Source organism: Sulfurimonas sp. NWX79 (genome assembly GCF_039667035.1).
GTDB lineage: Bacteria > Campylobacterota > Campylobacteria > Campylobacterales > Sulfurimonadaceae > Sulfurimonas > Sulfurimonas indica.
This window is the reverse complement of sequence record NZ_JALCZL010000013.1, coordinates 1-14,750: the sequence shown is the minus strand read 5'-3', so window position 1 is coordinate 14,750 and position 14,750 is coordinate 1. Positions and strand designations below refer to the sequence as shown.

Below are 14,750 nucleotides of genomic sequence, written 5' to 3'. Positions count from 1 at the left end.
TCTACACCAAACTTTTGAGTCTAAAGTCAAAATTGAGAGCATCTTCATGACAAACATCGATACAGCGACCACAAAGTGTACAATCTGCACCTGTGATATACTCTCTTGTTATCCCTTTTTCTTCTCTTTGTTTATCATATTTTGCTTTTGTAATCTCTAACACCTGATTCTCAAAACAGACATCATGGCAGACCATACAGTGGTCACAATTATCATTCCATTCAACTCGCAGAGCTGAGATTTTTCCTATCATACCATAAGTCGTTCCAATAGGACAGATATAAGTACACCAAGCACGACGTGAGAAAAAGACCTCAAAAGCCAGTACTACAAGGACCCAGATAAGTGCCAAACTCCAGCCATAGGTAATCGCACGGCTCATAATACCTACAACATTAAATGTCTCAAAAACAAGATAACCGCTTGTTGCAGACAACACAAGGAAAATTGTCCAAAATGCATAACGGATACGATGGTCGAACTTTCTGTCCTTTATTATTTTTTTATTGACAAGTGTATTGTGCCACTTCTCTCCAATCTCGGAGAGAATGCCATATGGACATACCCATGCACAGTAAGTTCTTCCACCAATAAGCAGATAAAATATAACTATCGTACTGACTCCGATAATGATGTTTATATGGAGATAATGCTCAGCCATCAACATCTCTAAGGTCGTAAAAGGGTCAATCAGGTGGAAACCTAGAAAACGTGAGCCGTTAAGGGTTCCTTCCAATGTCTGTATATCAATAGCAAACGATAAAAAGAAAAGCAGATGGATTGCAATAACAAGTATCCACCGCTTCATACGATAACTGAAAACTGTTTTCCCATCTCTTGTTTTGTTGAAAAAAGTTGACCAGAATGTAGTTCTTTTTATCGTTTCTCTATTGTTATACTTATCCATCGTTTTATCCTATAATCTCTTTTATTGTTCGTTTTTCAGTGCCTCTGCACGAGCCGGAAACTCTCCTATCTCATCAGCAAACTTTCTCAAATCATCTTTGGACATATGCAGTAACAATCCCTTCATAACCATATTTTCTTTACGACCTGATTTAAAATCATCCAGCTTTTTATAAAGCATGTCCGCACTTTGTCCAAAGAGTTTCGGTCCCATAAGTTTTTTCCCATACTGCATTCCGCTACCATCAACACCATGACATGAAGCACATTTACTTTTATATGCATCACTTACTTTAAAGCCTCCGATATTTCCGGCCTTCTCACGTAGGGCACTCAGCTCCTCAGCCTCTTTTTCTCTATCACTTTTTTCTTCAACTGCTGTAACTGTTTGCGCAGCTGTTCTATTACCAAGGTCTGCAATAACTTTACCATGCTCTCCACCATTATATGCACCGCCATGCATGGCTGTCCATGCCATCAGACCAAAAATAATCAGTGTCAAAATTCCTACAATTATATTTTTCATTATTTGTTCCTCATCTGTTTAATTTCTTTGTTAAAGTTGTATATCTCATTTGCCATACTTTTTATCTCTTCGTCACTCATCATATTGATAAGGTCATTCATCAAAGGATTTGACTTTTTACCGGTCTTAAAATCCTGAATCCTCCCATAGATAAAGTCAGCATCTCTCTCTAAAAGAGATGGTCCGATAATCCCGTTTGCATAATCATTATGACAAGGAGAACATCGCACTATAAAATTTTTGCTTAGTTTTTTCACAAGCATAGAAACTTGTACCTCTTCATAGGGAGAACGTACATTCATATTTGCATCGATGGCTGTTCTTGGACGTACTCTGACAGAAGCATCTTTATTTGCCGGCTGTGCATTTTGGTCATACTCGCTCTTCTCACCGTAGTCATAATAGTATGAGCTTCCTTTTGTTTTATCTCTGCTCTTTTGTTCTACTTTTATCGCATGTGCATCACTATTTTGCACAATCTCTATCTTTGGTGTAACTGACGCAGTTTGTGTTGCCTTTTGCTTTTGTGACTTCTCCTGCGAGTTATCACTACACGCACTAAAACCTACAATCAATATAAAAGACGATGCTAAATATAAACTCTTCATTTTCATTTCCTATGCTTTATTATAATACTCTTCATATGTTACTCGTGGTTTTACAACAATTGACGGTGTCTGTGTCGGACATATCTCTTCACATGCTCCACAACCAATACAACCATCATAAATCTCTGGTTTGTTTCCACCACCACTATCTCTAACCATAGAGATAGCACTCAGAGGATTTGGAACAGGACAGATATCAGCACAAAGCGTACACGCTTTTCCCTCATATCCACTCATTCTATCAAGCAGTTGCAGCTCCAACTCTGTTACATTATTGACAGACTCTGTAAACTCCTTCATCGGCTCAAGATAGTTATCCGGAACAGGCATATTGCTCATTGCTAAACATTTATCAGGGAACTCTAAAACAGCTATACCCATCTGAATATCTTCTGCTTTTTCACAGCTATGATCCAAAGCTCCACTAGGACATGCTAAAACACATGGTACGGCATTACATGCATAGCATCCTCGCTTTGTTGCATCAATATAAGGTGTTCCAACGCCATGGCCCTGTGCAATATCTGCAAGTTCAATGGAGTGATAAGGGCACACCTGAAGGCATTGTCCACACTTGATACAGAGTGCTAAAAACTCTTTTTCAGGTACTGCTCCAGGCGGTCGCAATCTATTTTCAGCATGAAGTGCATAGGGGCTAAATACAACACCACCTCCTAATACAAGTCCCAGTATTCCCAAAGTAGAGTACTTGATAAACTCTCTTCTATCAGTTTGTACTTTTTTTGCCATACTATTTTCCCTTCTCTAAAATATTTTACTCACACGTGGTTTATCATCTTCCATCAAAAAGAGCGGTTTTGTAAACGGTGCCAGTTTTGCTAAAAAATTAAGCAGAGAAATCACCGGTGAACCATAAAAAAACTTTACATCCGAATCATACATCCATAACTGGTCTGCGTACTGATAGACCTTATGTGGTGTATCACCGATACCGTCATTGTTTCTATCGAAGCCCTCATAATTATCCCAGTAATTGAAAGCTATCTCGTTCTCATTTGTTTTTGAACCTCTACTGTCATTGACAATATCTTCAATATTTCCTGCAATGATATTGTTCTTTATAATATTATTTTCACTCAGTGAGTGAAAATGCATCGCTTCTGAATTATATAAAATCTTATTGTTCTCTATCCAGTTGTGAGTACCCGGCTCAAAGGGACTTCTGTCGATATAGATCCCCTGTGCACAGTATAAAACCGTGTTGTCTTTGATCGTAAAGTTTGAGACATCTTTTAGACCTATGCCCATTCCCGTTGCACCCTGAGAACTTTTAACGACATTGCCAATTGCAATGGAGTCTTGTGAGTACATAAAGAAGATACCGACGGAGTTTAGCTCATACTTGTTATTTTTTATCAGGTTTTTTCCTGCATACATAAAATGCAAAGAGTATCTGTTGTTTTTGCCATAATTATCCACTATCTCGTTGCCATGTGAATACCAAACAACCATATCACGTGATTTCACTAACGAGTTAGCTCTGATAATATTATCATTGGAGTACCATAAACGAAGGCCATCTCCACGTAGACCAAGGGCTACATCTTTTGAGCTGATATAATTATCAGCAATTAAAGAGTTATGCACCATCTGCATATCAATACCAAAAAGACAATCATCGATAGTACAATGACTTATCTCACATTGTGAAGCATCACTGACAGAGATTGCCGCATCAACTTTCTCATGTCTGTTACCACTGTTTATGATCTTTAAGTTCTTTAACGTCACATAAGAACTTGTCACTTTTATAACCGTGCCCTTATCCTCACCATCAATGATGACTCCCTCACCCTCACCAATAATAGAGAGTGGTTTATCTATAACTACAGAACCTTTATAGACTCCGGCAGGCAGTTTTAAAATAGAGCCTTCCGGTGCTCTGTAAATAGCATCTTGCAGTACATTCTTTGCACTTAATGTTGTAACACTAAGAAGTAAAAATGCAAGTGCTAAAAATTTCATCTTATTTCTCTGCTTCTATCTCTTTAAATGCTTTTTGTTTTGCGAAAAATGCAAGAATACTGAGCAAACTGACCGCTACAAGCATATAAAAACCAATTGTTGGATAGGAGTGCGTTGTAAACTGTGCGATTTTCCCATCTCCAAAAACAGTAGGCATAAAAGGTTTTATTTTAAAGGCTCCCCAATCATGCAAATTATGTCCAAACCAATAGAGCCAATAGGAGTAATCGGCTATAAAGATAAGTGGTAGTGCAGCAGGAATAAGCATAATATAGTTCAAATATTTTTTATCATATGCAATGAATAGAATAATTCCTAAAGAGAGAAACAGAAGTGCATAGATACCAATAGCACGCTCAAAATGACCACCAACCCACATTGGGTCCATTCCAACATAGTGGTTGATTGTATTCATCTCATGAACTTCTCCGCTGTAACCGTCAAAATGAAAATAAACAGGAATTCCCTGTGGAAAAGCCTCTTTTGGATAGTTTGGTGCTTCAAGTGATACAGCCCAAATCGGCAGTGATGCTACACCAATCTCAGAGGCACTCTCTATCATCTTTTCTAAATTATTATGAGCCTCTTTTAGTGTAGTGACACTCTTATATCTTCCTTGATTATAAAGATTCCAAATTGTTTTGCTAAATGATGAGATTTCATCAGCTTTCCCTGCATCTATTTTATTTAACGTTCCATGAAATGCGATCATAGGCAGTGTAAACGAAAATGTTAAAATGAGCAGAGCTAAAGTAGCAAAAATTTTAGCTTTGATTAAACTAGGGTGCATAGTGTTTCCTTATATGAATTCTAATAAAAATCTATTTTTATAATTAATTGTAAAGTTAATTATAGACTAAACTTATTGTATCGAAAGTCTGTATGAAAATTAATGATATATGTCAATATATAATGGGGAAGGAGGGAGGAGCCCCTCCCTCTGTAAAAGTAGAACCTTACTCTTTTTAGAATAAGTTAGCATTTTCATCGACCCATTTGAGGTATTCGATGATATTTTTCGTCTCTTCTTCACTCATATGTTGATTAGGCATTTTTAGATTAAAGTAATCAATCATGCTTTTAACATATGGATCTTTATATTTAGATGCTGGGTTCATAATAAAATCTTTTACCCATTTTTCTGCATTTTCATGTCTCATAAGAACACCTGTTAAGTCAGGACCTGATGACACTTTACCGATTACGTGACATCCACCACATCCACCTTCACCAAATGCTCTCTCACCAGCTGCTGCTGCAGGAGATTGAGGTGTTGCAACTTTTCTTACAAGAAGGTCTTTAGCACGAATACCAACATCCGCAGTTTTAACCATATATTGCCAGATCATATTTTCAAACAGAACAGCTTTTTCATAATCACCAGCTTTTACAGCTGCATCAGATTTTTTCTTCTGACCTGGAATTTTCCCATATTGATCAAGTGCATCTTCTACCAGTGCTTTTACTGTTGGGTATTTTTCATAATGATTCTCTTTTAAAAATTTCACAACAGACTGAATAACCGCATCTGTCGCATCATTTACCGCAACTGTTTTGTCATACTCAGCTTTTAACTCAGCTTTTGACATTTTTTTCATTTTCAATTTTTGTGCACTTACATATTTTTTATTAGGGTCTTTAACCATAAGGTAACCCATCATCTCTAAGTGAAGTGCAGAACAGAACTCTGTACAGTAATAAGGGAATACACCTTCTATATCTGCTTTAAATTTTAACTCAGCAGTCTCCCCTGGTTCAAGTGATGCGTGAACATCAAAGTTATCAACTGTAAAACCATGTGTCTCATCTTGTGCACGTTCAAGATTCGTTAAATAAATAGTTACAATATCACCTTTATTTACTGTAATTCTCTCAGGATTAATATGAGATCTTACAAGTGTTGCATAAACAGTTACTTTGTTACCTTTTCTAACAATTCTCTCTTGACCTGCTAATGTTTTACCAACATGTGGCTTACCAGTTTTTGTATTTGTACCCATTTTATAGCGAACTGCAGGATGGAGTTTGCTTGCACGAATAGCTACTGCCTGGTGTGGTTCACCTAATGGTAATGGCATATCAACAAGTAAATCCATTTTTTTACCACTTACATCAATCAACTGGTGATTTTGTGGATGCAGTGGTCCAACAGGATCAAATCTGTCAATTGCAAGTTTATTTAAAGAGATAATATATTTACCTTGTGGGTCAGCAGATTTTCCTTCCATTCCACAAAGGTGTCCAACGTTATAGTGAACATTCTCTTTATCTAAAACTTTGAGTGTTTTATAGTTCCATTTTACGATTTGTGAATCAACGTAAAGTGAAGTATAAATCTCACCATCAACATTTGAGTACTGGTTATGTAGTGGCCCAAGTCCCAACTCTACTTGACCATGAAGTGATTTTTTCATATCAAGAATTGGAATTCCATATGGATCTTTACCAGCATACTCTTTGCTTTTAATAAGCTTTTTGATTTTGCTCCATTTATAAACTGAAGCATGTGTATCTAGCTTACCACAAACTGTAATATACTCACCATCTGGTGAAACATCAACACCGTGCGGTGACTTTGGCTCTGGAATCAAGAAAAGACAGTTATTTTTTACTGCCACATCCATTGGAATTACTTTAATTCCATTGATCATTTTATAGTTCTTTTTATTTTTAGCAAGCTGCGCTAATTTTTTCCAGTTATACACATGTAAGAAATCAGTATCATTTCTTGACATACCCGCTTCAAATGGAGGCATACCAACTTCGATACCACCTGTATACATTTCCGAGTTAAATGAGTTTGTAAAGCCCCAACCATAAGAGACACCTTTACCTGCATCACTTAAATCCTGCATATATGGAGGAAGTTCAAGTACAAAAGAATCTTTTGGCTTAATACGTCCTTTTTTACTATCAAATTTCCAAAGAGTTACACCCCCACGGTAGGTCTCTTTATACTCTTCGATTGGATGGTAATTGTTGTCAAACGGCGCAGCATATTGACATGCTTCAATGATATACTCAGAGTTAGGAGTAAAGAATGAACCACCATGTTCTGATTTAAAAACCGGATTGACAACAATCTGTTTTGTTTCAAAGTCATGCAAATCGATAATAGCAATACGAGGATTGGCTTTATCATTGATCGCTAACCATTTCCCGTCATATTTTCCATCTTTCTCAGATAGACCAGGGTGGTGTGTATCTCCCCAGTTTATTTCACGTCCACGAATGTTACCCTGACGTAAAATCTTTTTAGAATCTTCATCATATCCATATCCTTGCCATGGTTCTGGCGTAAATACAGCGATATACTTTAAAATTCTCATAGTTGGAACACCGTAAACAATTATCTGTCCACTTTGCCCACCAGAACTAAATACAATAAACTCATCTCTCCCACCTGATGGCGTATAAGTTTTTGCAGCACGAATTACATCGTTCTCTGTAAGTCCTCTTGCTTTCATCACTTTTTGCAGTTCTCCCCCAATAGCAGCAGATGCAACTGTTGCTGCTAGAGATGTCCCAACAATAAGCGAAGCCAGCTTACTTAAATGACTAGACATTTTATTCTCCTTCTTTTTCATTTTAGAGTTTTCCCCAAATGATAAGAAAATAGTAATACAATAAAAGGTCTAAAAATTTGACTCAGGTCAAAATATAAAACTAATTTTATTTTTTAAAGTTTTGAAGGCTTTGTTTAAGTTTTTGTAGCTTTTGCAATGAAGTCGTTAACTCTTCAAGTGCTTCAATAAGAATATCCTCTTTTGTAATCATCTCTTTGTCATAGGAGTTTTGAGTATCCATTGTACTGACAAGATCAAGCAGATCTTCAATATTTTTCTCTATTGTCTCTAAAGAGTTAGAAGCGTTTTCAATAGAAGCACTTGAATACTCTATGGAATCATCAATCTTTTGAACAAGATAGTTGAAATTATCAGTGGCTTTTGAGATATCTGCAACACTGCTCTTCGTATCTATGGGCTTAACCTCTTTGACCGTTGATTTTCGTACAATATTCTTAGAGGTATTTAAAAATTTTTGGATAAATCCTATAACATCTTTTAATTGTGTAAAGAAATAGATAAGTACGATAATAAGTAGTAAAAACAGGAAAATCTGAACAAACTTACTGATATACATAAAGTTGTCAAAATATTTTTTATGCATTTCGATCAATTTATTAAATTCCACGACAAGCGTTAAATTCGCCGCATATATATCTTTGACAAGCTTCTCTAAAAGAATGTTTGTATATGCATTATGTTGTACTTTACTAGCGTCTCGAAACTGTTGTACGAGAAGATAAAAATGATTCCATTCTTTGATTATTTTATCTGTTTGGTTTTGTATCTCTTCAGATAAAACCTCATCTAAAATCTCTTCTCTATGATTCATATTCTCAACAAATCGTTTTATAGACTCATCAAGCTGCGCAGTTGAAGCATCTCTATTATTGTAAATATAAAATATATTTTTAGAAATCTCCTGCGTAAAAGCCTTTTGTTCATTTATCGTTTTTAAAAGTCGTAAATTTACTTCATTTTGTGCAGAAACATATTTGGAATAGTAAGCAAGTACAAGTGATAAAACAAAAATCAAAGCACCGAGTAGTTTTATCTTAGTCATCTATCTTATCCTTGTAAATTTCACAGAGTGCCCCTTCATCTTTTATGGCAACCCTACCGTGTATTATATCAATAATACCATTACGTTTGAGTCTGCTGAGTACTCGTGAAAGTGTCGCAGGCTGAATATGCAGCATTAAAGATATGTCATGACGTTTAAGTTTGTTAAACATCTCCAAATCATCATAGAGCATCATACTTACTTTTGAGACTGCATCAAAAATGAACTCTCGATTGATCAGCGACTGCAATTGGGAAGAGCGTTTTACGATTTCTTGCGTGAGCGCTTGACAGAGTATATTTTCATCCAAAAACTTCTCTTTAAATCTTTTATAGTTGATTTTTAATATCTGTGACTCTTCAACAAGTTCTACATTTGAGTAAGCATATAATGTTGTAGCTTTCAGGTCAGATATCTCTGATATCATCGAATTTTCATATATATAGTATAAAAATATCTCATTATCATGTTTATCTATCTTATAGGCACGCGCTTGTCCTGAAACTAAAAAAAGTAACTCTTTCGTATGGTTGTTCTCATAATGGAGAATAAAATTCTCACCATAACAGTGCAGTGTTGTCATCTCACAAAGCAGATCAATTTCCGTCTCATTTAAAGAATTAAAAAAATCCTGTGACTGAATTATCTCTTTTAAAGACACTCTACACCTGTCATAATTGGGATTTCTCACATTGGGCCTGCGTAATGTTAAAGACGAAGAGCCTTTTTTTACTTTTTGCACTTCTGTAGATATAACGTGTGTTGATACCGGCTTCTAAAAACCTGCTTGAGGATCGGCATACACCTTTTGTCACTGCTCTTTGCATGCGTGAGTGATCTTCTTTTATGATTGCTGCATCACTCTTGGCACCACTGTTAATCTCAAAAGTATAAACAAGTGTTGCATCTTCATTTGTAATGGAAATTAAACTTGTATATGTATCAATTTTTTGTGGAAGATTTTTTGAAAGCTCTTTGGCAACCATAGAAGCAATTTGCATTTTTTGCTTTTTAAGTTCAGTTTGTGGAAACTCTTGTGTTGTAAGTTTTTTAGAATCAGTAGCAAATAGCTGTAGAAAAATTCCTAATAATAGAAGTAGTACAAAAGATTTTTTCATAATGCCCTTTCTCTCTTGAAAAGGACATTATACATTATTGAGAAATATTAAAAAATGATATTTATCAAGTATTACTTTTTGGGAACCACATACATATTGTAGTAGCGCCCTTCAAATTTTGGAGGCTTCTCCATCGTCGCAATATCTTCAACCATCGGCCAAACACGTTCTAAAACCTCACGGGCAGCTTCAGGATGAGCCATCTCACGACCACGTAAAAATACTCTGAATTTTACATGTTTTCCTTTTTCTAGGAATTCACGTGCATGTTTTACTTTGTAAGCGATATCATTCTCTGCAATTTTCACAGAGAGTTTAATCTCTTTTACATCAATTTTAACTTGATTTTTTCTCTGCTCTTTGAGTTTTTTCTCTTCTTGGTATTTAAACTTACCATAATCCATGATCTTAGCAACAGGTGGTTTTGCATTTGGTGCAATGAGGACTAAATCAAGCCCTAACTCATTTGCTTTTGTCATAGCCTCATCAGTAGAGATGATGCCTAAGCTCTCTCCACCATCAACATTACATCTTACCTCAGGAACACGGATGTCATCATTCATGATGACGCGGTCTTTGTTTTTACTCAAAAATTTACCTCATTTATTTTAGTTTGTATAAGTTGAAGGAAATCTTCCTCACTCATGTTGTACTGCTCTCTAGTACGTCTGTCACGAATTGCGACTGTCTTATTTTCTATCTCTTCATCCCCAATGACTACTATCATAGGAACACGAGTTTTTTCTGCAGTCCTGATTCTTTTGTTTAAAGAATCGTTCCTCGCATAGATTTCACTATCGGCATTAATATCGATAAGTTTATCTGATAAAAGCTTAGCATATTCTTTATGACTCTCTGCAACAGGAACGATTGCCACCTGTGTAGGGGCGATAAACATTGGGAATTCTCCCGCATAATGCTCTGTCAAAATTCCGATAAAACGTTCAAAAGAGCCCAAAATTGCGCGGTGAATCATTACCGGCTGAATCTTATCATTGCCCTCACCATTATACTCAAGCTTAAAACGTTTGGGAAGATTAAAGTCTAACTGAATTGTTCCACACTGCCACTCACGACCGATTGCATCTGTAATTTTGATATCAATCTTTGGACCGTAAAAAGCTCCACCACCCTCATCTATCTCATAAGGAAGATCATGTTTTTCCATTGCAGATTTGAGTGCGTTTGTAGAGATTTCCCACACTTCATCACTTCCAACTGCTTTATCAGGACGCGTTGAGATCATCATTTTATAATCAAACTCAAATGTGGACATGATTTTATCTACAAAGTCCACAACTTCAATGATCTGTTCTTCAATTTGATCAGCACGACAGAAAATATGCGCATCATCTTGTGTAAACTCACGTACACGGAAAAGTCCGTGTAGTGCACCTGTCATCTCATGACGATGCACAACACCATACTCAAAGTACTTAATCGGCAAATCACGGTATGAATGCAACTCATCCTCATAGACTTTAATATGCCCTACACAGTTCATCGGCTTTACACCAAACTCGATATCATCAATCTTTGTGAAGTACATATTTTCACCATAATTCTGATAGTGCCCTGATGTCATCCAGAGGTCTGAACGAAGCATCTCGGGACCACGAACCGGCTCATATCCACGCTTACGGTGAGCTTTAAAGAGAAGTGATTCTAAACGAGCTCGCAATCTTCCACCCGCAGGTAACCAGATAGGAAAGCCCGCACCAACTTCTTCACGGAAAGTAAAGAGTTTCATCTCATTTCCAAGCTTACGGTGATCACGTTTTTCTGCCTCACGTAACATATCCATATGGGCTTTGAGCGCATCTTTTGTTGCAAAAGCTATACCATATATACGCGTAAGCATCTCGTTCTTAGAGTCTCCTCCAAGATATGCACCAGAAATTTTTGTTAGCTTAAAGTAGCGGATAAGGCCGATATTTGGAAGATGCGGTCCACGACAAAGGTCTTCAAACTCGCCCTGTTTATAGATACTTACATCTTCATCAGGAATCATATCAAGAACAGCTTGCTTCAGATGATCATCTGCAAACTTTTTACGCGCTTCTTCTTTAGAGATTACATAACGCTCAATAGGAAACTTTTTCTTTGCAAACGAGAGCATCTGCTTCTCTATCTTTTTAAGGTCTGCTTCACCAATCTCAGCATCTGTTTTAAAGTCATAGTAAAATCCCTCTTTTACAACAGGCCCTACATAAAACTCAGCGTCAGGATAAAGTGACTTAATCGCTTGAGCCATAAGGTGTGCTGTTGAGTGACGCAGTACCTCTAAAGCTTCAGGTGAATTATCTAACTCTATCTCTTCACCACTCAGACCTAACTCCTCTGCAGTTTGTAGATCTACTATTTTTTCATTATATTTTATTGCTATTGCACTCAAAATCTTTCCTATAATTCAGTTTTTAATACTGCACCATTTGATGCATTTGATACAAGCAGTTGATAACGTTTCAACCATTTTGATTTCACTTCATTTTTATATGGTTTATATGCAGCTCTTCTTTTTGCGATAGTCTCATCATCTACATTCAGACGTAAAATATGCTTATCAACATCAAGCTCTATCTCATCACCATCTTCAATTAATGCAATAAGTCCACCCTCTGCAGCTTCAGGCGAAATATGCCCGATAGAAGCCCCTTTTGTCGCACCAGAGAAACGTCCATCAGTAATGAGTGCAACTGTCTCACCGAGTCCCATACCCTGAATAAGTGCGGTAGGTGCTAACATCTCTTGCATACCCGGACCACCTTTAGGTCCTTCATAACGAATAACGACAACATTACCAGGTTTTACTTTTTTACCCATGATACCAGCAATCGCTTCTGGTTGTGAGTTAAAGCAGATGGCCGTACCTTTAAAGTGACGCATACTATCCACTATACCGGCAGCTTTAATAACGGCTCCCTCTTCGGCTAAGTTTCCAAATAAAATTGAGAGACCACCAACAGGAGAGTAGGCATTCTCATTTGTATGAATAATTGAAGTATCTTTGATGTATGCATCTTTGATACGCTCACCAAGAGTCTCACCGGTAATTGTAAGTGCATCAAGATGTAAGATATCTTCACCTCTACGGCTTACCTCTTTCATTACAGCATTTACACCACCTGCATCATCGATATCTTTCATATGAACAGTTGTTAACGATGGAGAGATTTTTGCGATATGCGCGACTTTTTCAGCGATTTTATTGATGTTTTCTATCTTATACTCTACATCAGCCTCACGTGCAATTGCAAGCATATGTAAAACTGTGTTTGAGCTTCCACCCATTGCCATATCTACTACAAAGGCATTGTGAATTGCTTTTTCATTTAAAATATTTTTGAAATTATACTTCTCGTTGTTTTCCATCTTCGCAAGTTCAACAATTCTCTTAGCCGCTTTTTTTACCATCTCAATACGCTCAGGTGTCATCGCAAGTACAGTTCCGTTACCCGGAAGTGCGATTCCCATCGCTTCACACAAAGTATTCATAGAGTTAGCTGTAAACATACCTGAACAACTTCCACCTGAAGGACAAGCATTACATTCGATATCTTTAAGCTCTTCTTCACTCATTTTCCCATCATTAAACTGACCAACTGCCTCAAATGCCGTTGCAAGGTCAATTGGTGTACCATCTTTTGTATGACCAGCTGGCATTGGACCACCTGATACAAAGATAGTAGGAACATTTACGCGAAGTGCACCCATAATCATTCCCGGTACAATCTTGTCACAGTTAGGAATACAGATCATCGCATCAAGTTTGTGTGCATTCATCACGGTCTCAATCGAGTCCGCAATAATCTCACGTGAAGGGAGAGAATAAAGCATACCGTCATGCCCCATAGCAATCCCGTCATCAACACCAATCGTGTTAAATACAAAAGGAACGCCACCAGCCTCACGGATAGCCTCTTTGACTATCTCTCCATACTCATGAAGAAAAAAGTGTCCTGGAATAATGTCTATATAAGAGTTTGCGATCCCGATAAACGGTTTGTCAAAATCTTCGTCTTTAAGTCCTGTAGCACGAAGCAGTGAACGATGCGGTGCCTTATCAAAACCTTTTTTAATAATATCACTTCTCATAAATATCCTTAATTTTATTTCATAAAATGAAGGAGACCTTCATCTATGAATTACGATGTTAGGAGTAATCCCCCTCATCTACGCTAAGACCACTTAGGTCACTAAAGCTAAGCTCTTAAGAGCTAAAGTAAATATCAATATAATAATTTTGATGGGATTATAGCATTTTTTTGCTATTTTTAGCTAAAAACTCTTTACAAATGAAAATAAAATCGCTATAATTCCGGCTCACTTACAAATTGTAAGCGACAATGCGGGAATAGCTCAGTGGTAGAGCACAACCTTGCCAAGGTTGGGGTCGCGAGTTCGAACCTCGTTTCCCGCTCCATTTATTACGAATTATAAAATGCAGAGACACCCGATGCCCGGGTGGCGAAATTGGTAGACGCAGGGGACTTAAAATCCCCCGGTAGCAATACTGTGCCGGTTCAAGTCCGGCCCCGGGCACCATGATGAAAAAACTGAAACTGGTGCCATCGCCAAGTGGTAAGGCCGCAGCCTGCAAAGCTGCTATCCCCAGTTCAAATCTGGGTGGCACCTCCAGTTTTATAATCAACATTTTTTTTACAGCGTGGATCTTTGGCTGAGTTGGTCGAAAGCACCGGTCTTGAAAACCGGCGAGGGTCATACCTCCCTGGGTTCGAATCCCAGAGGGTCCACCATCTATAAACCCCATAAAATACGGACTTTCAAAAAAAAACTTCAAAAATATACAACAGTTATACAACTTTGGTTAATCTTCCGCCCATTCAACCAATAAATGCGCCCATTCAACCAATAAATGCAATTTCCACCTCTTAATTATGCAGCCATTACTTTTGAAACTGTAGCATAAAAAACTTGAGCAGGAGTTTTAAAGCCAAGAGATTTTCGTGGTCTGTT

At 37.3% G+C, this 14,750-nt stretch carries 13 protein-coding genes and 4 tRNA genes; 4 read left to right on the top strand and 13 right to left on the bottom strand.

All coding sequences use genetic code 11. The annotated features are described in order from the left end of the window. Nucleotide 1: 1 nt before the first annotated feature. From MNY27_RS06890 to ilvD, 13 genes are all read right to left on the bottom strand, one after another. On the bottom strand, nucleotides 2–907 hold the full coding sequence (locus MNY27_RS06890) for a NapH/MauN family ferredoxin-type protein (protein ID WP_152184591.1): 906 nt from the start codon (nucleotides 905–907) through the stop codon (nucleotides 2–4). A 21-nt stretch (nucleotides 908–928) separates the two neighbouring features. Then, nucleotides 929–1,432, bottom strand: coding sequence for a c-type cytochrome (locus MNY27_RS06885; protein ID WP_152184592.1), 504 nt, complete (start codon nucleotides 1,430–1,432; stop codon nucleotides 929–931). After that, nucleotides 1,432–2,040 carry a hypothetical protein gene (locus MNY27_RS06880; RefSeq protein WP_246153852.1) on the bottom strand — a complete coding sequence of 203 codons (609 nt, stop codon included), beginning with the start codon at nucleotides 2,038–2,040 and terminating at the stop codon, nucleotides 1,432–1,434. Before MNY27_RS06880 ends, MNY27_RS06885 begins: the two co-directional genes overlap by 1 nt. 9 nt (nucleotides 2,041–2,049) lie before the next feature. Then, nucleotides 2,050–2,790, bottom strand: coding sequence for a 4Fe-4S dicluster domain-containing protein (locus MNY27_RS06875; RefSeq protein ID WP_346392034.1), 741 nt, complete (start codon nucleotides 2,788–2,790; stop codon nucleotides 2,050–2,052). Between the two features lie 15 nt (nucleotides 2,791–2,805). After that, a complete protein-coding gene (locus MNY27_RS06870; protein WP_346392033.1) occupies nucleotides 2,806–4,026 on the bottom strand; it encodes a nitrous oxide reductase family maturation protein NosD in 1,221 nt (406 codons plus the stop codon). Between the two features lies 1 nt (nucleotide 4,027). After that, on the bottom strand, nucleotides 4,028–4,816 hold the full coding sequence (locus tag MNY27_RS06865) for a cytochrome C (RefSeq protein ID WP_346392032.1): 789 nt from the start codon (nucleotides 4,814–4,816) through the stop codon (nucleotides 4,028–4,030). 175 nt (nucleotides 4,817–4,991) lie between these two features. Then, nucleotides 4,992–7,592, bottom strand: coding sequence for a Sec-dependent nitrous-oxide reductase (nosZ, locus tag MNY27_RS06860; RefSeq protein ID WP_152184597.1), 2,601 nt, complete (start codon nucleotides 7,590–7,592; stop codon nucleotides 4,992–4,994). 106 nt (nucleotides 7,593–7,698) lie between these two features. After that, complete coding sequence (locus MNY27_RS06855) at nucleotides 7,699–8,655, bottom strand: hypothetical protein (protein ID WP_152184598.1); 957 nt, start codon at nucleotides 8,653–8,655, stop codon at nucleotides 7,699–7,701. Then, on the bottom strand, nucleotides 8,648–9,316 hold the full coding sequence (locus tag MNY27_RS06850) for a Crp/Fnr family transcriptional regulator (RefSeq protein ID WP_152184599.1): 669 nt from the start codon (nucleotides 9,314–9,316) through the stop codon (nucleotides 8,648–8,650). The genes MNY27_RS06855 and MNY27_RS06850 overlap by 8 nt, the downstream gene beginning before the upstream one ends. A gap of 10 nt (nucleotides 9,317–9,326) precedes the next feature. Continuing rightward, nucleotides 9,327–9,773, bottom strand: coding sequence for a hypothetical protein (locus MNY27_RS06845; RefSeq protein WP_152184600.1), 447 nt, complete (start codon nucleotides 9,771–9,773; stop codon nucleotides 9,327–9,329). A 71-nt stretch (nucleotides 9,774–9,844) separates the two neighbouring features. Further along, complete coding sequence (infC, locus tag MNY27_RS06840; RefSeq protein ID WP_346392031.1) at nucleotides 9,845–10,363, bottom strand: translation initiation factor IF-3; 519 nt, start codon at nucleotides 10,361–10,363, stop codon at nucleotides 9,845–9,847. Continuing rightward, the gene (gene thrS, locus MNY27_RS06835; protein ID WP_152184601.1) at nucleotides 10,360–12,168 is read right to left on the bottom strand and encodes a threonine--tRNA ligase; all 1,809 of its coding nucleotides are present in this window, start codon (nucleotides 12,166–12,168) and stop codon (nucleotides 10,360–10,362) included. The genes infC and thrS overlap by 4 nt, the downstream gene beginning before the upstream one ends. An 8-nt stretch (nucleotides 12,169–12,176) precedes the next feature. Further along, entirely contained in the window at nucleotides 12,177–13,868 is a 1,692-nt protein-coding gene (ilvD, locus tag MNY27_RS06830) for a dihydroxy-acid dehydratase (protein ID WP_152184602.1), read from the bottom strand. A 253-nt stretch (nucleotides 13,869–14,121) separates the two neighbouring features. Between ilvD and MNY27_RS06825 the strand changes: the two genes are divergently transcribed. The 4 genes from MNY27_RS06825 to MNY27_RS06810 all read left to right on the top strand — a co-directional run bounded on the left by MNY27_RS06825 (nucleotide 14,122) and on the right by MNY27_RS06810 (nucleotide 14,530). After that, nucleotides 14,122–14,196, top strand: a tRNA-Gly gene (locus MNY27_RS06825). A gap of 35 nt (nucleotides 14,197–14,231) precedes the next feature. Then, a tRNA-Leu gene (locus MNY27_RS06820) sits at nucleotides 14,232–14,318 on the top strand. 19 nt (nucleotides 14,319–14,337) lie between these two features. Then, nucleotides 14,338–14,411 (top strand) — tRNA-Cys (locus tag MNY27_RS06815). Nucleotides 14,412–14,441: 30 nt separating this feature from the next. After that, nucleotides 14,442–14,530 (top strand) — tRNA-Ser (locus tag MNY27_RS06810). The last annotated feature ends 220 nt before the right edge of the window (nucleotides 14,531–14,750 follow it).

Coding starts and splice junctions, on each gene's coding strand:
- ilvD (WP_152184602.1), bottom strand. CDS start 13,868: ATGAGAAGTGATATTATTAAAAAAGGTTTTGATAAGGCACCGCATCGT.
- MNY27_RS06890 (WP_152184591.1), bottom strand. CDS start 907: ATGGATAAGTATAACAATAGAGAAACGATAAAAAGAACTACATTCTGG.
- MNY27_RS06880 (WP_246153852.1), bottom strand. CDS start 2,040: ATGAAGAGTTTATATTTAGCATCGTCTTTTATATTGATTGTAGGTTTT.
- nosZ (WP_152184597.1), bottom strand. CDS start 7,592: ATGTCTAGTCATTTAAGTAAGCTGGCTTCGCTTATTGTTGGGACATCT.
- MNY27_RS06845 (WP_152184600.1), bottom strand. CDS start 9,773: ATGAAAAAATCTTTTGTACTACTTCTATTATTAGGAATTTTTCTACAG.
- MNY27_RS06875 (WP_346392034.1), bottom strand. CDS start 2,790: ATGGCAAAAAAAGTACAAACTGATAGAAGAGAGTTTATCAAGTACTCT.
- MNY27_RS06865 (WP_346392032.1), bottom strand. CDS start 4,816: ATGCACCCTAGTTTAATCAAAGCTAAAATTTTTGCTACTTTAGCTCTG.
- MNY27_RS06885 (WP_152184592.1), bottom strand. CDS start 1,432: ATGAAAAATATAATTGTAGGAATTTTGACACTGATTATTTTTGGTCTG.
- MNY27_RS06870 (WP_346392033.1), bottom strand. CDS start 4,026: ATGAAATTTTTAGCACTTGCATTTTTACTTCTTAGTGTTACAACATTA.
- MNY27_RS06855 (WP_152184598.1), bottom strand. CDS start 8,655: ATGACTAAGATAAAACTACTCGGTGCTTTGATTTTTGTTTTATCACTT.